The 21,901-nt window shown below is 34.7% G+C and carries 16 protein-coding genes; 4 read left to right on the top strand and 12 right to left on the bottom strand.

Features of this window, described 5'->3' with window-relative positions:
• Positions 1 to 150: 150 nt before the first annotated feature.
• Together AC5YGG_RS03575 and AC5YGG_RS03580 are read right to left on the bottom strand one after the other, a co-directional pair.
• Positions 151 to 789: a Crp/Fnr family transcriptional regulator gene (locus AC5YGG_RS03575; RefSeq protein ID WP_496143068.1), complete on the bottom strand. Its 639-nt coding sequence runs from the start codon at positions 787 to 789 to the stop codon at positions 151 to 153.
• Between the two features lie 18 nt (positions 790 to 807).
• Positions 808 to 3,057 (bottom strand): glycoside hydrolase family 20 protein, encoded by a 2,250-nt coding sequence (locus AC5YGG_RS03580; protein ID WP_496143069.1) that lies wholly within the window; start codon positions 3,055 to 3,057, stop codon positions 808 to 810.
• A gap of 244 nt (positions 3,058 to 3,301) precedes the next feature.
• On the opposite strand from AC5YGG_RS03580, the gene AC5YGG_RS03585 reads away from it, so the two are divergent.
• Complete coding sequence (locus AC5YGG_RS03585; RefSeq protein WP_496143070.1) at positions 3,302 to 4,120, top strand: DUF4197 domain-containing protein; 819 nt, start codon at positions 3,302 to 3,304, stop codon at positions 4,118 to 4,120.
• A gap of 379 nt (positions 4,121 to 4,499) precedes the next feature.
• Here the strand turns inward: AC5YGG_RS03585 and AC5YGG_RS03590 are convergent, their stop codons facing one another.
• A complete protein-coding gene (locus AC5YGG_RS03590; RefSeq protein WP_496143071.1) occupies positions 4,500 to 5,153 on the bottom strand; it encodes a CoA transferase subunit B in 654 nt (217 codons plus the stop codon).
• Positions 5,154 to 5,158: 5 nt separating this feature from the next.
• A complete protein-coding gene (locus tag AC5YGG_RS03595) occupies positions 5,159 to 5,857 on the bottom strand; it encodes a CoA transferase subunit A (RefSeq protein WP_496143072.1) in 699 nt (232 codons plus the stop codon).
• A gap of 365 nt (positions 5,858 to 6,222) precedes the next feature.
• Between AC5YGG_RS03595 and AC5YGG_RS03600 the strand changes: the two genes are divergently transcribed.
• Positions 6,223 to 7,761: a toxin-antitoxin system YwqK family antitoxin gene (locus AC5YGG_RS03600; RefSeq protein ID WP_496143073.1), complete on the top strand. Its 1,539-nt coding sequence runs from the start codon at positions 6,223 to 6,225 to the stop codon at positions 7,759 to 7,761.
• Positions 7,762 to 7,979: 218 nt separating this feature from the next.
• Here the strand turns inward: AC5YGG_RS03600 and AC5YGG_RS03605 are convergent, their stop codons facing one another.
• On the bottom strand, positions 7,980 to 10,718 hold the full coding sequence (locus AC5YGG_RS03605) for a fibronectin type III domain-containing protein (RefSeq protein WP_496143074.1): 2,739 nt from the start codon (positions 10,716 to 10,718) through the stop codon (positions 7,980 to 7,982).
• 294 nt (positions 10,719 to 11,012) lie between these two features.
• Here AC5YGG_RS03605 and rplS point away from each other — a divergent pair, with 294 nt between their 5' ends.
• Positions 11,013 to 11,369, top strand: coding sequence for a 50S ribosomal protein L19 (gene rplS / locus AC5YGG_RS03610; protein WP_002980648.1), 357 nt, complete (start codon positions 11,013 to 11,015; stop codon positions 11,367 to 11,369).
• 95 nt (positions 11,370 to 11,464) lie between these two features.
• Here rplS and AC5YGG_RS03615 read toward each other — a convergent pair whose 3' ends face one another.
• Together AC5YGG_RS03615 and AC5YGG_RS03620 are read right to left on the bottom strand one after the other, a co-directional pair.
• Positions 11,465 to 11,968 (bottom strand): SRPBCC family protein, encoded by a 504-nt coding sequence (locus AC5YGG_RS03615; protein ID WP_496143075.1) that lies wholly within the window; start codon positions 11,966 to 11,968, stop codon positions 11,465 to 11,467.
• Positions 11,969 to 12,113: 145 nt separating this feature from the next.
• A complete protein-coding gene (locus AC5YGG_RS03620; RefSeq protein ID WP_496143076.1) occupies positions 12,114 to 12,896 on the bottom strand; it encodes an AraC family transcriptional regulator in 783 nt (260 codons plus the stop codon).
• Between the two features lie 75 nt (positions 12,897 to 12,971).
• On the opposite strand from AC5YGG_RS03620, the gene AC5YGG_RS03625 reads away from it, so the two are divergent.
• Complete coding sequence (locus tag AC5YGG_RS03625) at positions 12,972 to 14,120, top strand: multidrug effflux MFS transporter (protein WP_496143077.1); 1,149 nt, start codon at positions 12,972 to 12,974, stop codon at positions 14,118 to 14,120.
• Positions 14,121 to 14,186: 66 nt separating this feature from the next.
• On the opposite strand, the gene AC5YGG_RS03630 is transcribed toward AC5YGG_RS03625, so the two are convergent.
• From AC5YGG_RS03630 to AC5YGG_RS03650, 5 genes are all read right to left on the bottom strand, one after another.
• On the bottom strand, positions 14,187 to 16,274 hold the full coding sequence (locus AC5YGG_RS03630; RefSeq protein WP_496143078.1) for a M4 family metallopeptidase: 2,088 nt from the start codon (positions 16,272 to 16,274) through the stop codon (positions 14,187 to 14,189).
• Between the two features lie 286 nt (positions 16,275 to 16,560).
• A complete protein-coding gene (locus AC5YGG_RS03635) occupies positions 16,561 to 17,064 on the bottom strand; it encodes a DUF3592 domain-containing protein (RefSeq protein WP_496143079.1) in 504 nt (167 codons plus the stop codon).
• A gap of 2 nt (positions 17,065 to 17,066) precedes the next feature.
• Positions 17,067 to 18,062: an alpha/beta fold hydrolase gene (locus tag AC5YGG_RS03640; protein WP_496143080.1), complete on the bottom strand. Its 996-nt coding sequence runs from the start codon at positions 18,060 to 18,062 to the stop codon at positions 17,067 to 17,069.
• 84 nt (positions 18,063 to 18,146) lie between these two features.
• On the bottom strand, positions 18,147 to 19,133 hold the full coding sequence (locus tag AC5YGG_RS03645; protein WP_496143081.1) for an EamA family transporter: 987 nt from the start codon (positions 19,131 to 19,133) through the stop codon (positions 18,147 to 18,149).
• Between the two features lie 127 nt (positions 19,134 to 19,260).
• The gene (locus tag AC5YGG_RS03650) at positions 19,261 to 21,900 is read right to left on the bottom strand and encodes a T9SS-dependent M36 family metallopeptidase (protein ID WP_496143082.1); all 2,640 of its coding nucleotides are present in this window, start codon (positions 21,898 to 21,900) and stop codon (positions 19,261 to 19,263) included.
• Between the last annotated feature and the right edge of the window lies 1 nt (position 21,901).

Here is a 21,901-nt window from a genome sequence, read left to right on the forward strand (position 1 = left end):
GCAAAAATGGGAAGGCTCAGAAAAAGCTACAGCTACTTTTGTTACATAAGAGGTTTGAAATAGCGGCTCATTGTTTTTTTATAAAAGTTTATTCCCCCCTACAAAGTATGGGAATTTGAGTACTATCGATTAACTTGTAGAGTTATGATATTATGGTGTGATTGTTTTCAGAAGCGTAATTTTATTTCTGCCGAGTTTTAGCTTTCCTTCTTCTTCAAGCTGTTTTAAAAGTCTTGATACCACTACTCTTGCCGTCCCCAGTTCATTGGCAAGCTGCTCATGGGTGGTATTAATAGTGTCGGAAGCGGTAAGTTCAGCTTTTTTATTAAGAAGGTTCAGTAGTCTTTCATCTACTTTTTTAAAGGCAATAGCGTTAATGATATCCAATAATTCTTCGAATCTTTTGTGGTACAGTCTGAAAATATAATCCAGCCATTCCGGATGTTCCTTAATGAACAGGGAAACTTTATCTACAGGAAGAAAAAGGATTTCAGCATCTTCTTCTATTTCTGCTCTTACAATACTTTTTTCATTATGCATTCCGCCCAGAAAAGACATGATGCAGCTTTCTCCCGCTTTGATATAGTATAAGAGAATTTCCCGCCCATCAGCCTCGGTTCTTATGACTTTCAGCATTCCTTTCATGACAATCGGAATGGAACGTATAGAAGCATTTTCGTCTAAAATAATATCTCCCTCCTGATAATTTTTAGTAATTCCATATTGATAGAGCTTTTCAACCAGTTCCGGTGAAGAGCAAAATTCTGAAGAAAGTATCGTTTCCTGCATTTTTTTTAATTAACAGGACTAATTTACGCCAATTTCATCAACAAACAGCCATGCTTTTGAGTCTGCTCCCGGATTTCCGGCTGGAATAATTCCAGCATTCTCAATAAAAACTTTCAGGTATTTTGCGTTCTGTTTTCCAACGTTAAGAAGGATTTTTCCTTTTGCTTTCTGTATTTCTTCTTTACTTATTTCCCTTATCTTGGTAAAGTTTTTATTGTCATCTGAAACATAGATCTGAGCAGATTTTGCAAGATGAATCCAGCTTCCTTTGTTTTCAAGGGTATTAAAATAAACTTCTGTAAAAGGTGTTTTGGTTCCAAAATCGATGGTTGCTACTACATCTTTTCCCTGAAATCCAAGCCACGTTTTACCAAGCTGTCTTACGTTTCCGATAATTCCGTCTACCAGTGTAAAAGCTCCTCCGAATGAGTAATTTTCGCTCGGCTGCTGCTCAAGAGTGATCGTTTTCCCTGTTGTTTTTGAAATTGTAAACGGTTGTGAAGAAACAGCACTTTTCAGTTGTCCGTCTTCAAAATAAGCTGATTGAACAGTTAAAGAATTGGGAATAGCAACCGGATTCTGATATGTTTTGGAACTGATTGTCGGAACGCTCCCATCCAGTGTATATCTGATTCCGCTTGAATTTTGCGAAGTTGAAAGTTCATAAGCAATGCCACCATTGGCAGGAATTACTTTTCCTGAAATATTATAAATACTTTTCGCATAATTTACGTTCATTTTATCCAAAACTTTGAACTGATTGATTACTCTTCCTTCAAATTCTTTATAATTTTTAGAGTCCGAAGTTCCCCATGCTACTTCTGAAAGTGCCATCAATCTTGGGAAAATCATATATTGAACCTGTTTGAAATCCAGAATATACTCTGTCCATAAATTTGCCTGAACTCCCAGAATATATTTTGCCTGTTCTGCATTCAGTTCTTCAGGAATCGGATTGTAGGAATATATTTTATCCAATGGTGTAAATCCACCGAAAGCATTAGGCTCAGATTGCGGATCTCCCTGATAATGGTCAAAATAACAGAATGCTCCAGGTGTCATCACAGCGAAATGTTTTGATTTTGCAGCTTCAATTCCTCCATTTACACCTGTCCAGCTCATTACCGCAGCATTTGGAGCAAGTCCGCCTTCAAGAATCTCGTCCCAACCGATAATTTTTCTTCCTTTGCTGTTGATATATTTTTCAATCCTCTGGATGAAATAACTTTGAAGCCCATGTTCATCTTTTAAATTATTTTTCCTGATTAATTCCTGACAATGTTCACATTCTTTCCATCTTGTTTTCGGACATTCATCTCCTCCGATATGAATATATTGTGATGGAAATAACTGTATCACTTCATCCAAAACGTTTTCAAGGAACTTAAATGTTTCATCTTTAGGACAGAAAACATCATCAAAAACGCCCCATTTTGTAGCAGATTCAAAAGGTCCTTTTGTGCACGCAAGTTCCGGATACGCAGATAAGGCAGCCAAAGCATGTCCTGGCATTTCAATCTCAGGAACAACTGTAATATGTCTTTCCTGAGCATATTTTACCACATCTTTGATCTGTTCCTGGGTATAAAAATAAGGACCATAAGGTTTACCGTCAAAGGTACTATCAACGTAAGCTCCAATCATTGATTCTTTACGTTTTGAACCGATTTCTGTAAGCTTCGGATATTTTTTAATTTCAATTCTCCAACCCTGATCATCGGTTAAATGCCAGTGAAAAGTATTCAACTTGTACATAGCTAGATAATCGATATACTGCTTTACCTCATCCACCGTGAAAAAGTGTCGGCACACATCTAAATGCATTCCACGCCACGCAAATTTCGGCTGATCTTCAATTTTCATCGCCGGAATTTTTCCACCTGTTTTATATTCTTCCAGCAATTGGATCAATGTCTGAAGCGCCAGAAAATATCCCTGCTGAGTGGAAGACTGTATTTGAATTTGCTTTGGAGTTACAGTCAGAATGTAAGACTCTTTGTTTTCACCTGTTTTTTCCGGTAAACGAGTGTAAACCAAGTGAGCGTCCGCTTTTTTGGTATCCTGGAATCTGAGGACTGTATTACATCTCTTTTTTAAATATTCTGTTTCCTTTTTAAGTAAATCATTACTCAATTTTAAAACTTCCGGAACTGTAAAACTTCCGTCATGAGTTTGTATATTTTGAGGATAAGGAATTAAGTTAAGCTTTTTCTGAGCATACATAATATTCGAAAAGATAAGCAATAATGCTAAAAATACACGGATCATTAGATTGGATTAAGATGGTAGCTAATATACTTATTTTTCAAAACTTTTTCATGATACGCTTTGTCCATAAAAAGAATCGTATAATTCGAAAAACATTAAAAAAAACCAAGGCTTATAACAATTTATAAATCAAAAACATACAATAATTAAAATGGTATTCTACAAACACATAAAATTTATGGTTTATTTTTTGATAACCTTAGGTCACTTAAAAGATAAACATCTAAATTTGTAAAAAAATACAATGAGAAAAAGCATTTTCATAGCAGCAGGATTATTACTTTCAATATCTACTCAAGCTCAGCTTCTTGATATGATCAAGTCTACAGTAAAAGATAAAACAGGTATTGACCTTACTACTCCGCCAGCTACCAAAGGTTCCACATCCACAACAGTAATTCCTTCCACTACTCCTACTTCAACCCCATCTACAGCCAATCTTGGAAATCTTACCTCTACACAGATTTCATTAGGATTGAAGGAAGCTTTAAACATTGGAGTAACGGATGGTGTGAAAAAACTAGCTTTAACAGACGGTTTTTTCAAAAATGAAGCTGTAAAAATCCTTATGCCTGAAAAGCTAAGAAAAATAGACAATACTCTACGCTCTATCGGTATGGGAAGCCTTGCTGATGAAGGGGTAAAATTACTTAACAGAGCAGCAGAGGATGCTGTAACGGAAGCGGCTCCTATTTTTACCAATGCCATCACTTCCATGACGATCACGGATGCTAAAAATATACTTTTAGGTAATAATAATGCTGCCACCAGTTATCTGCAAAGCAAAACGCAAAGCCAGCTATTTACAGCTTTTCAGCCAAAAGTAAAAGCTTCTCTTGGAAAAGTAGGTGCTGATGCCGTTTGGAAAAATCTGATCTCAAAATACAATACTTTCACCGGACAATCTGTAACAACCGATCTTAATGAATATGTTACTACAGAAACAATCAACGGAGTTTTTAAAATGGTAGCCGATAAGGAAACCGGAATCAGAAACACTCCGGCAATGAGAACAACGAGCATATTGCAGAAAGTTTTCGGAGCACAGGATGCTAACAGATAGATTTGAACTTAATTCAAAATAATATAAAAGGTTGTTTCACACATGAAGCAGCCTTTTTTATTTTGCCACGAATGCACGGATTTTTTTTAGCGAATAATTATTTTCTGTATTAAAATAAAGCTTTATTTTATCCTTAAATCCTATGTTTTTATGTTTTTAAGAGCATAAGTAATTAAATAATTCGTGCATTTGTGGCGATTAAAAATCTGCGTAATCTCCAGAATCTGCGAGAGAAAATGTGGCTTAAAAGAGATTCTTCATTATGCAAAGCTTCATTCAGAATGAAAGAAATACTCCTGATTCAAATTCTTTTTTATTCCTATGAGCATTAGGGGATTGAAATAAAAAAACCTTGCGGTGGGCAAGGTTTATATTGTATTTAGAACTGCATTTCAGGAATTTCACCTTCAATGATCAGATCTGCTTCTGTAGCTTTAATGATGTCTTCTACCGAAACTCCCGGTGCTCTTTCCAGCAGTTTGAATCCTTTTGGAGTGACTTCCAGCACCGCTAATTCGGTTACTACTTTTTTTACACAGCTTACTCCTGTTAAAGGAAGTGTACATTTTTTTAGGATCTTACTTTCTCCTGCTTTGTTTACGTGCATCATAGCAACGATAATATTTTCAGCGGAAGCAACAAGGTCCATAGCTCCTCCCATTCCTTTTACCATTTTTCCTGGGATTTTCCAGTTGGCAATATCTCCGTTTTCAGAAACTTCCATTGCTCCAAGAATGGTAAGGTCTACTTTCTGACCGCGGATCATCCCGAAGCTGAAAGCAGAATCAAAGAAAGAGCCACCCGGCAAAATAGTGATGGTTTGTTTTCCGGCATTGATGATGTCTGCATCTTCTTCGCCTTCAAAAGGGAAAGGTCCCATTCCAAGAACTCCGTTTTCACTTTGGAATTCTACGGAAATATTTTCGGGAACATAGTTGGCAACCAGCGTTGGAATTCCTATTCCCAAGTTTACGTAATAACCGTCTTTAACTTCTTTGGAAATACGTTTTGCGATATCTTCTTTTGATAACATTCTTCTTATTTTTTTCTGGTTGTACGTTGTTCGATTCTTTTTTCAAATTTTTCACCCTGGAAAATTCTCTGGATCAGAATTCCCGGAATATGAATTTGATTAGGGTCCAATTCTCCCGGTTCTACCAATTCTTCTACTTCAGCAATGGTAATTTTTGCTGCACCCGCCATAGGATGGTTAAAGTTTCTTGCAGATCCTTTGAAGATAAGGTTTCCGGCATGATCACCTTTCCATGCTTTTACAATAGAATAATCTGCTTCGTAAGCATGTTCTAAAATATGAGGTTTTCCGTGAAATTCTTTCACTTCTTTTCCTTCTGCTATTTCAGTTCCGTACCCTGCAGGGGTGTAGAATGCAGGGATTCCAGCTTGTGCGGCTCTGCATTTTTCTGCTAAAGTACCTTGTGGAGTAAGCTCTACATCAAGTTCTCCTGAAAGCATTTGTCTTTCAAATTCAGCATTTTCTCCTACATAAGAGGAGATCATCTTTTTAATCTGTCTTTTGTGAAGTAATAATCCTAGCCCGAAATCATCTACACCGGCATTGTTTGAAATGCATGTCAAATCTTTAACATCACTTTCTACCAAAGCATTAATTGAATTTTCAGGGATTCCACAAAGTCCAAATCCGCCCAACATCAGCGTCATTCCATCTTTAATTCCTTCGATGGCTTCCTTTGCATTTTTTACTCTTTTATCTATCATGAAATATTAGATTTTTCTGTTGGCTAAATTTAATAAATTTTATTGTATATCCTATGAAGGGACAATCTCATAGCTTTCGTTCTCTTTCAAAGAATAATTTTAAACATTTAAAGTAATTATAATCAGTTTTTTACAGATAAAAGCGAACAAATCGGTTCATTTTTTTATACATCTCATAAAATTGATTTATATTTGGGGTTTTAAATCTTCGGATATAATTGATTTAAACACAGTTTCCATGTAAAAATTATTTCAGACAGAATAATGACTGTCTCTTCAATTGCCTTATCTATTACTGATATTTCAAATGGGTGTTTACAATCGCACTAATCTTAAATTAAAATCAAAACTTATTAATAAAAAACATGAAAAAACTATTTACGTCAGCTTTGCTTGCATTAGTACTTAGCATTAACGTATATGCACAGGAAAGAACTTATTTTGATGAAAACTGGGATAAAACGACCAAGGAAAACATGGAATATTACCGTGAAACAACCTCAAAAGGTAAGCTTACCCTCATCAAAGATTTTTATAAGAACGGAACTCTTCAAATGGAAGGTCTTGCTTCTGATACTACTCCAAGCAATGAAGTTTTTGACGGTAAAGTAACCTGGTACACTCCTGAAGGAAAGGTAATGAGCATTGTTACTTATTCTAAGGGTAAACAAGTGGGGGTATCTCAAACTTATGATGCAACCGGAAGATTAATGGAAGATATGGTTTATAAGGCTGATGGTACTTTTTCAGGGAAAAGCTTTAGTTATAAAGATCCGGAAAATGCTTATTACTACAACACTCTTACGATATATGAGAACTCAGACCCTACGCAAACGATTATTTTTGATGATGATATCAAGGGAATCAGATCTGAGACCATCAGAAATAAAAGTGGGGAGTATGAAAATAAATATTACGGGGATAAAGGGAAATATTTAGGGAGCTCAACTTCTGAATCCGGCAGTGAAAATACTCAGGTAGATTATTATTATAACCCAATGAGAATTGCCAAGCTTGAAAAGTATAAAAGCGACGGTACTATAAAAGAAGGCATTACCTATGGAAAAAACGGTAAAGTTCTACAGGAGCAGAAAAGAAATAAGAAAGACGGCTACAAAACCACTTACGATGAGAACGGTAAAAAAATAGCTCATTTAACTTATCTGTATGATAAAGAAAATGATATATATAAACCGATGGATGGTGAAGATTATCAGTTTGGTTATGATAATGAATATATTTCAACTGTAGATATTTATAAAAACGGAGAAGCTACAGTGAATAAAATATTTGATGAGGAAGGAAAACTTTCCACTGAAACTTTTTTAAAAGACGGCTCTACACAAGAGATTAAATACTATTCTCCTGAAGGAAAATTAAAATCAACATTAACGTATAAAGATGATTTGCCATATAATGGTACTACTTACGAAGGGCTTAGCGAAAAGCAATACAAAGATGGAGTGATCGTAAATTCTAAAGGATATTATGAAGAGAATAAGCTTAGAATTGAGAAAAAATTAAATGCTAAACAAACGGCTTATGATGCCACTGTGTATGACAGTAACGGAGCCATTTTGTATACATATAATCAACCCTTAAGTGAGGATGGAGATGATGATTATTCTTTCACAGCTCAGATTGTACAATATGTAAAAGGGAAGCCAGCAAGCAAATCTTCGGTAAAAGCGGGTGTTCTACAGAGCGGAAAAATTAAAATAAAAACTTACAGCGGTGCTAAAGAACTTGAACGTAACGGAAAATGGATTTTATTAAAAATTTATAATGCTGAAGGTAAACTTGTTCAGGACACTAAAGTTTTAGCTGATACGGGTGATGATTATTTCGCTACTGATAGTCAGACAATCATTCAGGAAGAGCAATTGCAGCCTGATCTGGATTAACAATATATCAATTGAAAAGCAGTTTCAGATTTTGGAACTGCTTTTTTAATACTGATTAAACAGATTTTACAGATGAAGAAAATTAAACGATTACAGTTTTTAAGGGACGTAATCGAATTTCAATCGATTCTGATAAAGCGGACATTTTATATGTAAAAATCGGCTGTCATTTCTGACAGCCGATTTTATTTTTAATGGATCTTTATATTTGATTTATATTACTGAATGATCAGTTTTAAAGTAAATAATTTCCTTGCGTGAACTTTTACGAAATAGACTCCTTTCGGAAGATTTTCATTCACTAAAGAGAAACGTTGGTTATGAATATTTTTAGATTCATACAGTAATTCTCCTGCTGCTGATACCAATTCGATTTTTTCTATCGGGTAATCACTTTTGATGAAGGTTGGTTCACCCGGTTTTGTTGGATTTGGATAAAGAATTACATTTTTCTCTGTGCTTTTCGCTTCATCCACTCCTAAAGAAGCTGAACTCACCTGGAATTGTACCCTGTTTGATACTTCTGTATAGGAATCATTGGTAAACATTACCATATAATAATTTCCTGGTGTAGTAGGTACTGCTGTTCCCTGGATTGTCTTCGTTCCCTGTGTAACGCCGTCAAAATAAGTATAAGAAATGAAGTTATCATCCGGCGTCTGGACATTCTGAGGATAAATTCCTAACCAGTCTTTGATAATTCCCGGAGAATCCGTCCATGAAGCCGTAATATTTTCGCCCAATGAATAAACAGGTTTGTTGATCCATAGCTCGGTAACGATATCCCCTACTTTAAAGAATACTTTTTCGCCAATACCATTATATCCGTCTTCCAATAGATACTGAGCATAATAATATCCTTTTGGAAGACCTGTAAAATTAAGCGTTCCGGAAGATGTTGTCACATAGCTCCATTTGATGGAAGCAGTTGTTCCTGCAGTCTGCCCCATTTTATAAATTCCGATCCAGTCTTTCTGTAAATTCGGACCATTTGAGTAATTAATCGTAACAGTTCCTCCTACCGGATAAGTGTCTGCTGTTGCCTGTAGCTGAACTTTCGGTCCTACATAAAAGTTTTTCCTTGGGGTAATTTCAGTATACCCTCCATTGGCGAAAAATCCTGCAAAGTATTGTCCTTTATTTGGTAAACCATTGTTGAAAGTAACCGTTCCTGCCGTTTGTCCGTTCGTATAAGTATATACTTGTGAAGTGGTAGTAGTTGGCGTTTGTCCTTTTTTATAAATTCCTATCCAATCCTGCTGATTTCCGGGACCTCCGGTGAAAGTTCCTACAATAGGCTCATTTTGAGTGTACTCAGTTTTATCTAATGTAAAAGTCGGGTTTGAAACCACACTTCCTACAATTTCGAACTGCTTCACATCACTCCATTCACTCCACTCCAGATTTCTGTCTCTGTAACGGGTTTTCACATAATAAACTCCGTTTGGAATGGAGTTCGCAGCCAATGTTACTTTTGTAATATCTACTCCTTCATTCAGGTTTTTAGTTTTATCAGGATTGCCGTTTCCATCTTTTCCAAACCAGTTTTCAAAATCACGGTATACTTCTTTTTCAATCACAGAAAAATCAGAGGCTTTGCTTATCAGAAACTGTGTTGTGTTTAGTAATTCTCCGTTTGAAGATGAAAATACACTTCCATCCAATGTTAAAGGCAGATTAATTGGTCCGGCAAAGGTATTGGTAATAGAGGGTTTTGCAGGTTTGGGCTGATTTTTATATCGGTGGAATGAATCTACCAATTCATTATTTTTCTTTGTATAAACTCCCCCGATTGAGTAGCATTCAATATCTACTTTTCCGGTTGGAATATCTACTTCAACAATCTGATAGGTCCAATCCGTCAATGTTTTCTGAACATCATCAAAATCTTTCTCATTAGACATTCCCCAATACTGATCCCAGGCTGTTCCCCCTGAAATAATCTGATAATTAGGCGTATTTTTCAGCTGTCCTCTGTGATAAAGGTGATGGTGAGCTCCTACATGCATCAGGTATTTATTGGAAGTTACTAAAAGAGGTACCGCACTATCTCTTACCCATTGAGAAATATCTCCTACATATTGTTCCGCCTGATAAGGTCTGTGGCTTAAAGAAATAATCCAGTCTACCGTAGGATCATTATTCGCTTCATTCAAAATTTGCTGAAGCCACATCTGCTGTGCGGATCCTGTGTGCTCAGAACTTAAACTCACAAATAAAACATTTCCTGCCTGCTGGGCATAATAATTTTCATTTCCAGAACTGATATTCTTATATTTAATTTCATCTATATAAAAGTGCGCATAATATGAATTCATTCCTAAAGTTCCGTATGTTTCATGATTTCCTACCGTTGTCTGGATAGGCAGGTAAGGCGATAGCTTTATATTCTTTTTGAAGTGAACATTTTCATAATGGTCCAAAGTACCGACGTCTACCTGATCTCCCACCATAAAGGTAAGCACAATATTATCAGATGGATCAGCATTGGCACCGAACTTTTGTTTTAATTTTTTAAAAGCATTTAAGGTAAGGCTGTCGTATCTGGGTTCTGCTTTGATCTGATTATCTCCCATGATCAGAAAACGGATCTTTCCATCAGCTGTTACGGGTTGTCCGGGTAATGGCAATGTTCTGAAATTGTATACTGCAGACTCACTGGCACCTGTTTTTATTTTATAATAATATTTGGTATTAGGTTGTAGGTTGGCAATTTTTGCTGTGTGGTAATAGTAATTGTTATTATATCCTGTATCTGAAAAGATATTGGTAGTGCCGGTTACCGTCACATTCAGATTTGTGGGTGAGCTCCCGTAGATTACAGTTGTTTCATTATCGGAAGCAGTCTTCCAGTTGACGATCATGGAATTCGGAGTCGGGTTTTGAAGATAGGGGAACAAAACCTGTCCGAAAGCCATCTGGACCGCGAAACAAAAAAAGAAGAAATAATGTTTCATAATAGCTTAGTTTTAAAATGACATATAGACTTATAATTTGTGAATCAATAAATTAAAAAATCATTACTCAGATTTTTATTTCGGGCAAAAGTATGTTTCCCATATAAACCCTGCCTGATGGAATCTTAAAGAAACTGTTAAATCTTTAGCAAAATCAAAATGAAAAAATTATAGTTTTTAGCACATTAATTATTTGGTGTATTCAAAAACTATTTTGTACATTTGCAACCTGTTATTCAACCTCTGACGATAAACGTGTAAGTTGCTTAGCTTTAACATTTTATTTTATTAATAATGGATTTATTAAAGTACGTACAAGACAAGTACATTGCGAAAAAAGAATTCCCTGAATTCAAAGCAGGTGATACAATTACTGTGTATTACGAAATTAAAGAAGGACAAAAAACTAGAACTCAGTTCTTCAAAGGGACAGTTATCCAATTAAGAGGTACTGGTTCTACAAAAACTTTCACAATCAGAAAAATGTCTGGTGATGTAGGTGTAGAAAGAGTATTCCCTATCAACATGCCTGCACTTCAAAAAATCGAGGTTGACAGAAGAGGTAGAGTTAGAAGAGCTAGAATCTACTACTTCAGAGATCTTAGAGGTAAAAAAGCGAGAATTAAAGACGCTGCTTACAAGAAGAAATAATTCAGACAACAATAAATGCAAAAAGAGGCTGTTCGCAATATGTGGACAGCTTCTTTTTTATGAGTAATAAGGTAATATACAGTTTTTAATGTATATTATTCTGTATACGGAGTTCCTTTTCCGGTTTCCAGAAATAGTTTCAGACTGCTTAGAAATTGAAGCCATCCGTTGGAACATATTTCATAACATTCTACAGAGGGTTTCAAGCCCATATGAGTAAGATGCAGTAAAGTTATATTGTCTTTCTTCTCTATTTCCCAGATGATCGTAGTACCAATCCATTCTGTCTGATTTTTTAATTCAGGAAGGGCTATCAATGAATCTTCAACATACCAGATTACTTTTGAATCCGTGATCATTTCTTTCACTCTCATCGTTTTGTGAATGTTCTCTCCAAATCTTATTGTAAAAACATCATCCGTTTCAGAGGATGATCCTTCAAACATTTCCGTCCACCAAAGAGGAATTTCCCGGGTCAATGCTTTATATGCTTTATCTGCATTCGTTTTTACTTCTATTATGTTTGTATAATTGTCCATAAAATCAATTTTGTTTGGTTCTACAATTTTATGCAAATTACTCTTTATTAGACTTTTCATAGGACAAGTTTTATATAGAGCTTGATTTTAATTTTAACCACCCCATTAAAAATTATATGAATTTTTGCCACCTTAAAACAAAGAGATGCTTATGGTCTTCAAATGAAATATTTGTGTTTATTCTATAAAATATACGCTGGAAATTTTATTCATTTTTCATTAAATACTGTAAAGGCGTAGAACCTGTATGTTTTTTAAAAAACTCGATAAAAGCACTATCAGAAGAGAAGTCTAAAATGTGAGCCACCTCTCCTATTGAATTCCCTTCTACCAAAAGCTCAATGGATCTTTGTAACCTCCACTGCTGTCGCCATTCCTGATAAGACAATCCTGTTTCTCTTTTAAAAATTCTGGTGATTGTTTTTTCTACCGCTCCGGTTTCATCCGCAAGTTTTTTCAGCATGGGTGGTATTGAAAAACGTAAGGTCCATTCTTCTGCTACTTTCGTCAAACGTTTGTCTTGAGGCATTTTCAGGGCAAGCTTTTCTTCGGGAGCTTCATTTATCTCATCCCAGAATACATTTAAAATATTTTCCTGTCTTTCACTTAAGCTCTGCCATTCCCAAAAACACATTCTTTCGATAATTTCTTTTAATAAAGAATTCACATGCAACACTTTAAGGCTTGAACTTATATATTTTTCTGCATAATCTGTATCGAAATAAACAGATCTGTAAGCAACCATATTTCGAAAATTCACCCTATGCGCTTTATTTGCAGGAATCCAAAGCATGCTGAACGGAGGCAAAACAAACTGAGTATCAGAAATGGTTACCGTCATACATCCTGACGGAGCATATAGCAATTGGGCTTTAGTTTTATGCAAATGAAATCCGGAATCATGCATCGCCATATCAGAAGCAATTCCAATTACTTTTTCCTTAAGAGAATCTGCATCAAATTCATCATTCTGATTCAATATAGCCATGTCCTATTTTTGATATTTTTTGTTTTTTTATCATTATAAATATAGCGTGAATTTTTCGAATCTTTGCAGAAAAAAATGAAAAAGACAAATCCACTCTGGCTGTTAACGTTATTAGTTATGCTACCACAATTCGTAGAAACTATTTACAGTCCTGTGTTACCCATCGTGCAGGAAAAATTCGGGGTGAATGAAGAAGCGACAACATTAACTATTAGTTTATATTTTATAGCATTTGCCTTAGGGGTTGCTTTTTGGGGTATTCAGAGTGACAGAATAGGAAGAAAAAAATCATTGGAATATGGATTAATCACTTATGGAATCGGAACCTTTGCCGCTATTTTTGCTCCCAGCTTTACGATTTTGTTGGCAGCCAGAGTTCTTTCAGCTTTCGGAATTGCTGTAGGATCCATTGTTACTCAGACTATTTTACGTGATACTTATGATAAGGATAATATCAGCAAAGTGTTTTCCTGGATTGGCATTGGTTTATCTATCAGCCCTATTATCGGAATGACAACAGGTTCTGTACTCGCATCCTACGCAGGTCATCAGGGGGTTTTTATTACTTTATACCTTTTAGCAGTATTATTTTATATTCTGTCGAGAAAAAAAGTTTCTGAGACTATTACCTCCAGCAAGGGAACAAACGCTCAATCTTTGTTTATTTTATTAAAACGAATGATCAGGGATCATGAAATCATCAGATGCTGCTTATTGATCACGGGTTTTAATGTATTATTGTTTTCTTATTATTCACTGGCTCCTTTTATCTTTAAGGAACAGCATTATTCTTCTTATGTTTTCGGATACAGTAGTATTGTACTGGCAGCCGGAACATTTATAGGAGCAAAGCTTAACAGATTCTTATTATTAAAAAATATGGTTCCAAATACATTGATCAAAGTAAGTACTTTGAGCGCATTTATAGCTTCTGTTTTCGTATGGATCTTACTACACCATGGAATATATTTCCTAATCCCTTACTTTTTTATTGTCATGGCTTTCAGTATTGCCATCCCAAATATTCTAAGCACGGCTTTGATTAATTATAAAAATGAAACAGGAAGTGCTGGAGCTTTATTGGGACTTATGTATTATATATTGATCGGGCTTGGATTGATAAGTGTAGGCTTTATTCAGAATCTGGGAATTTCATGTATTGTTTTTTCCGGAATTGCTACTCTTGCTTTACTGATGTTTCAAAAAAAGAGAAAGACCGTTTAATGAAAACGGTCTTTTCTTTGATTCTGATAAAAGGCTATTTCTAAGAACCTGATAAATAATTTTAAACTATTTAACAACTATCTTTTTCGAAATAATTTTTCCATCAGCATTTACTTTCACTAAATACACCCCTGATTGAACATTATTAATATTTATATCATTCACTCCTTTTTCTAGTTTTTCAGACGCCTTGATTAACTTCCCTGAAAGATCAAAAATCTCATATTCTGCATTTCCTCTGATATCGGACTCAATGGTAAATCGTCCATTATTAATTGGATTAGGATAAATTTTAAACTCCTGAACAGTAGGCTTGGCAGCTTCATTTACTGCTAAAATCTTTGCACAGTTTCCTAATCCTACAGCACACCAGGCATTTTCTACTTGCTGATGTTCATTAGAACCTGCACCATACAGATCTATAACAGCCTGTATTGAACCAGTGTAAGCATCAGTATATGCACTATTTGCAGTTAGATAAGTAGTTAAAGTTCTGAAAGCAATTTTTTCCGCCTTTTGTATTGTAATACCTGTAACATTAAATGCTGTGCCTATATCATTAGTACCAGAACCTCCTTGCGACAGTAAATAAAACCAATAATTACCTACGCCACTATTGGTATGTACCCCACAATAATCATTATCTTTTATTGGTGTACATGAAGCCGAACTATTTTTCCAATAAGTTCCTTTATAGGTATCTGGCTGCTGAATCCCCAAAGAAGCAGGTCCATTATTAGGATTGGACATACTTCTCATAAAAGCGCCAAGAGCTGGGTGCGGGATCCCTTCGCCTATAGTCCAATTTGGGTTCACTCCGGAGTAAAATTCAATTGATGTCCCGAACATATCTGCAAATGATTCATTTAGAGCTCCCGATTCCTTCTGATAAGCAAGATTAGCGGTTCTACTTACGATCAAGTGTGAATACTCATGACCAGCAACATCTATCCCAACCACAGGATTAAACAAAGGAATTAATTGACCGTTGTTATCAACATTTCCATTTCCATATAACATTGCAACAATTCCTTGTGTATCCAGTGCTGCTGCATTGGCTCCATAATAAGGTTCACCTGCATCCGAAAAATTAACATTATAGTAATTTCTTATTATAGAACCGTTACCATCATAAGAGTTTCTATTATGCCTATTTACGTAATAATCATGAGCAATTTCCATCGCCCAATGAACTTCTACTGCCGGTTTTGTAGCCGATGCAGTAAAATTAGGTGTATTACTAGTATACTCATTGATAATACCCGAAAGCTCACCTGTATCACTATATCCTCCTCTATCCCATCCAGTCGCATCGCGGGTATGAATATTACGCGCTAGATCCTTAAGACGAAATTGTTCATTATAGGAATCAACTGTGATATTCCTATTACCTTTATAATACGTAGTGCTTGTAGAAGGTGTATCCAATAGTGGAGCTATAACAGGTAAAATTCCAACAGTCTTTTTTTGTTCAACAGAAATAGATTTAATGGAAGGCTTTAGATTTTCATGATAAATTTTATCCAGTTTTTTGACAATTTTCCCGCTTTTATTATCAATATAAAATATATAAGATTTCAATCCCTTCTTGGACATAGCATTGATTTGAGAAGCAGCATACAATTGTATTCCTTCACCTTCGTATACTTTCGTAATAACCTGCTCATAATCAGCAAAACTTATATCCGAGGTCCCCATATCTTTACTGACAATACCTTCAATTCGCTCTTTTGCAAGGAGATTATCTACTTCCAAATTAATACTGTCTGTAAGCTCACCATTTACATATGTTACATTTCCATCTCTTTCATGAACCAGGATCAATTCATCTGCAACTTTTACTTTTTTATAATAATGCTGATAAACAGAATGTTTTATTCCTAAATCATCTGTTTTAGCACTTATAAATTCAAAGGTATGATTACCGTCTACACCAAACCATTTATTAAGGTTTGGAATTAAAAAATCAGTCGAAACTTTTTTTCCATTAAAATTTGCATAGAAATTTCCCATCGCAGAAGATTTTGAAATTCTTGGCAAATCCTTTGTTGAAACTTCTATGTTTTTCTCCTGTGCCTGTACGAAAGTTGAAGGTACCAGACCAACAGATAATGTGAAACATAAAGTTTTAATAATAGTAAGTGTTTTTTTCATATAAAATTAAATTATTAATTCGATAGCAAATTAATAAAATAATTAACAAAACAAACATAAAATTAACAAATAAATAAATTTAATTTAAATATTAAACCTAAAAATAAAATATTTAACATTTAAATTAAGCATAAAATAAACATTTAATAAAAAAATAAATTAAAAGTCTTAAAACCCTTAAAAAAGCATTTCAAAGAAAAAGAAAACCTTGATATTAAAAATAAAGGCAGATAATAAAATATTTTTTTAACAATATCAAAGATAATTTAAGCTTAAATTCACTAAATCATATTATTTTATTATTACGATTCTTTTTGAATAAAAAATCAATACAATATTTAATAATAAATAAGCCTATCGCCATCGGAATCATCGATAAACAAAAGATTACAAAAGGCCAGAACCACAGATGCCAAAATCCACCACGAATCGCTTTTGATGGATCTTTTTTATCAAAATATACGGTAACGTCTTTAGACCATGCTCTAGTACTACTGCTGTAATCGGAATAAAGTGTATGTGAGTGATTGGAAGAATCATAATAGGAAATTACAGGAGAATACATCTTTCTGGATATTCCATCATCATCTTTTGACCAATGTTCTTCATAACTCGTGATAACACCATCGGTTTTAATGCCATTTGAGACCAGGTTGATACGACTTTGAAATTTATCTAAACTATAGTAGGCGCCTCCAACTCCCATTCCCAGGAGTAAAAAAATGAATAATAATGAAAATGATATCTCCAGACAACCGCCTTTTTGTTTTGGTTGAACAAATTTCTCCATTTTTATTTAATAAAATTATAAAGGGCTTCAAAGAATTTGGGGTAAACTTCAATGTGGGGAAGATGCCCTACATTTTCAAGTTCTACCAATTTTGAACCTTTAATTTCAAGCTGTGTTTTTTTCCCTAGTTCCTGGTACTGTCCCATTTTGGGTTGGAGTTCTTTTGGAGCTCTATCTTTTCCAATTGCTGTTCTGTCTCTTGTTCCAATGATGAGTAAAGTGGGCACTTTTATATTTTTAAATTCATAAGATACCGGCTGATTATAGATCATATCAGAAGTAAGTGCAGCATCCCACGCTACTTGCGGATAGTCTTTATGAAGCGTCCATCCGGCAATCAGATCAAGCCAAGGCTGATACTCTTCTTTCCATTTATTATCATAATAAAATTTTAACTGATAATTTTTATAGGTTTCAGAAGTATTTTTTAATTCCGACTGGTATGCCTGATCAATGGTCTGATAAGATGCAAATGTTTTATAATCTTCAAGACCGATAGGATTTTCAAGAATAAGTTTTTCTACTTTTTCGGGATACAATAATGTAAATCTGGCAGCAACCATTCCCCCCATTGAATGTCCGAGAACAATGGTTTTATCAATATGAAGTTCATCCAGAACAGCTTTTGTATTTTCCGCCAGTTGTGAAAATGAAAACTGATACTGATGAGGCTTTGAGGACTTCCCAAATCCGATCTGATCAGGAATAATAACCCTAAATCCTTTCGAGGATAAATCTTTTGCTGTTTTCTCCCAGTAGGCTCCATTAAAATTTTTACCATGAAGGAGCATGATCGTTTTTCCATTGGACTTCTGTGGCTTGATATCCATATAAGCCATCTTTAATTGGTTATCCTGAGATTTAAAATTCATAAAATGAACTTCAAAAGGATACTGATAATCAGATAACATTTCATCCAGGGGTCTTATCTGAGAAGACATAGTACCGGATGCGGTTGCTAATATCAAAGCTGTTATTATATTTCGGAAATAGTTCATAAGCTTTATTTAAAGTTTAAAAATAAAAAAACCGCTCTAAAGGAAACGGTTTTAAGTAAGATTTTATTTATTAAATATTATTTTTTAAGACATTTCTGCCATTGAAACTTCTTTTTCTTTTTTGGAAGGCAGGTTCATTAAAACAATTGCAAAAAGAATCAGAACGATTCCTACCCATTGTATAAGCAATACTTTTTCTCCTAACAGAACAAATGCCATAGTTACAGAAACCGGAAGTTCCAGTGATGACACAATACTTCCTAAACCTAATCCTGCATTCGGGAAACCTATATTGAATAAAATCGGAGGAATAATGGTTCCAAATAAGGCAAGAACAAACCCATATGTCAAGAAAATAGAATAATTAAACGGGTGAATATGTTCTGTGTTTTCTGTAAAATTGAGGTAAAATGATTTTAACCCATCAAAATACATTGGACCTATCTGAGCAAAGAATAAAAATGCAAAAACTACGATAGCCCCCCCCGTAAGCATTATAATACTTTTCCTGAAAACAGGTAAATGAGTCGCTAATGTATTAGAAGTAAACATTGTGAGTGTATATGAACCTGCTGCCACCAGCCCCCAGAATACTCCATGCCAGTCCAGCTCTATTTCCATATTGATAAGGTTTGTAGCTAAAACAGTTCCCAATAATACAATGATCACAGAAACTACTTTTCTCGCATTGGGTAATTTTCTGGTCAGGATGCTTTCCACAACTACACTGAACCATACCGATTGCATCAATAATACAATAGCAATGGATACGTTGATATATTGTACGGCTATATAATAAAACAAACTGGTTCCTCCCAGTGAAGTTCCGGCAAGCATCAACATTCTTGCTTCTTTAGAACTTGGCAGAGATAATTTCTTTTTTGAGGTTAACGTCTGAATAATATTCAGGATCAAAAGTCCTGCAAGACCAAGTACAAACTGGGAAGTAGTCACTTCAGAAGTTGTAAAACCGTCATGATACGCCAATTTCACAAAAGTGGCTAACATACCATATATACTAGCACCAATCCCTACAAATAAAACACCTTTTAGTATATTTTGCTTCTTCATAATTTTTTTAACAGCCTGCAAAGGTACAACATATAATTTAAAGTCTCCAGAGGTGTGATGATGATAGATAAATAAAATCGCCACAAGCAAGCTTGTGGCGATTTTTAGAATTGATTATATAAGTCTGTTATTTATTTACAATCACTTTTGAAGTAAATTCAAAACCAAGTCCTTTCACTTTTACCATATAAGTTCCGTTGACAAGCTTGTTGGTAGAGATTGATTTTTTAGTTTCCGGTGAAATTTTATCTTCTGAAGAAATCATTTTACCAGACATATCATAAAGCTCTACGCTTACTTTTCCAATAGTATTGCTTGGGAAGTTGATAAAGAATTCGTCTTTAGCCGGGTTTGGATAAATAGAAATTTTGTTTTCTTTTACAGACTTCACTTCGTCAGTACCTAATGTAGCGCAGTCAGCAGGAACATCAAAGCTTTCTACCTGGTCATTAATATTTGTTTTATCTCCAGCAGAAGCATTTACTCCCAATCCTCTTTTAGCAAAAGTTTTCCAAATCATACATTTATCATTACCATGAGTACTTGCCATCTCAGCAGCTAATATAGCATCTCTTCCCTCAATAAACGTAGGATCACAAGGCTGTAGCTTAAGTCCGTCAACAACCAATTGTAGTACTTTAGAACTTCCATTTGTAGTATTAGCTGTTACATCAGATGAGTATCCGTATTTTTCAACATATTTCCAATGAAGATCCCATAGCATCGTCGCCCATATAAATCCAATCGAGTGAGAATCTGCTACCATAGTACCATTATTGTTATATTCTAACCCGTTTGTATCACCATAAGTAGCTCCGTTTACCGTAAAATCCGGAGAATATTTGAATGGTCTGATACCATCTCCTGTTATTGGCTGCCCAATAGGGTAAGTTCCCATGCCTCTTGCTACAGAAGCATTATCTCCAGGTTTATTAGTTACCATCAAAGCAAAAAAGTCTGACCAACCTTCACCCATTTGTTCTTTAGAATAGATAGCATTTCCTGTATAGGGTCTTGCATTTAAGCAGGTATAGCCATCTCCCGTTAATCTATTGGATATTCCATGACCATACTCGTGTGTAACAATACCATTATCGAAACTTCCATCATATCTTGTATCAACTCTCAGAGTTGTATTGACAGGTATATTTGCTGTAAGCTTATTTTTCATAAATGTTCCTTCAGCTTCAGTAATTAATATTGAAGGAATTGTAACTGTTGGAGAAACAACACCATCTCCCGCCATATTACCTATATTGGCTCCATTTGCAGAATTATTATAGATAATAGTTCCTATAGCTCCAGCTAGCTGAGCATTTTTAACTTTAATAGCAAAACCACATGTTCCTCTTTCAACTAAAGCGATTTTACCAATTAACTCTCCTGCAGGAAGAGCAGTACACGCATCTAAAACACTTGCTAGCTTCACATCGCCAGTAATTCCTATATCATTAAGCTGAGCTCCAAACTGAGCAATCCCACCATCAACAACTCGAGAAGTTGCGTCTGCAGGTGCATTATACCAAGCTTTTCTATTAGACCCCATCCAAAGATACATCTGCATTACAGGATTATAGCTATCAGGACCAGTTGCAAAATTTGCATTATTAAAACCTCCCCCGTCTTGGGATTGAGCAAAAACTTCATCATCATCTAATCCTCCTTTTCCAAAGTTATTACTTTGAAAATTTTTCGATGTTTCATTAAAACCAAACTTATAAAATATATCATGAACCATATTACTGATATAAAACAAGTTGGTAGTAGCTGCAGATAAGTTATTGTATGTTAATCCGTTTGCATCATAAGCAAAATTAAAATTCCTTGTTGCTCCTCCATCAGGAGAAGTTCCAAAGGTATCTTCATCATCATCTTTATCATCATATGCATATACGTTATTACCTCTAGTAATCGTATAATGGTTCGTTCCATTCGAATGCCAACCTTCAGGTGAAGATGTAAGAATCCAAGGATTATTTACTACAGATCGCGGTCCAAAAGTAGGAGCTTCAATTGGCAATGGAAATACATTATATGAAGCGTTATCAGGGGCTAGAAATAGCATATTTCTTTTTTGAATATTATCATGAATATAAAAATCATGATTTTGTGGCATCATGCTTACCTGATAGTTTTCTGTGTGTACATATGCATCGTCATGAAAATTACATGAAAGATTCAGATTCGTTTTATTAATAATTTCACCTGTATTAGCATCTATTAAGATATTCCATGAATTAACAGAATTTGGTTCTTTAACCAAAAATTCATATGCTAAACGAAGATCATTATTCTTATTAGGAATGTAAACAAGTCTCTGTTTCGCTGCAGTTAATTTACCAGCATTTTTTTCAAAGAAATTTATTATCGGAAGATTTGAAACTTTATCATTATTTAAATCAGATGCAATTTTTTGAAGCGCTGATTTCTCGTTTATTGAAGCTTTTTTTTCTGTAGCCGTAGTATAATCCTTTACAAAATTATCGGTATAATAAACTACTTTATTATCCTTGATTAAAGCTGTTCCTACCGAACTAAATACAGGCAAGCCATTATAAGTTTGTAAAAACTTCACAACATTACCGTTCAATGATGCAGATGGATCTACATTATCAATAATAAAATTATTGAGATCAGACTTCTTATATTCTCTTATTTTATTTTGAGAAATATAATCTTTAATAAGCTTTTCGTTATCTTGTCCAAATACAAACGCCGGAAACACAGAAAATACGGCAAACAAAATAGGTAGAGTTTTATTTTTCATA

This window comes from Chryseobacterium sp. CS2K3 (assembly GCF_059515185.1).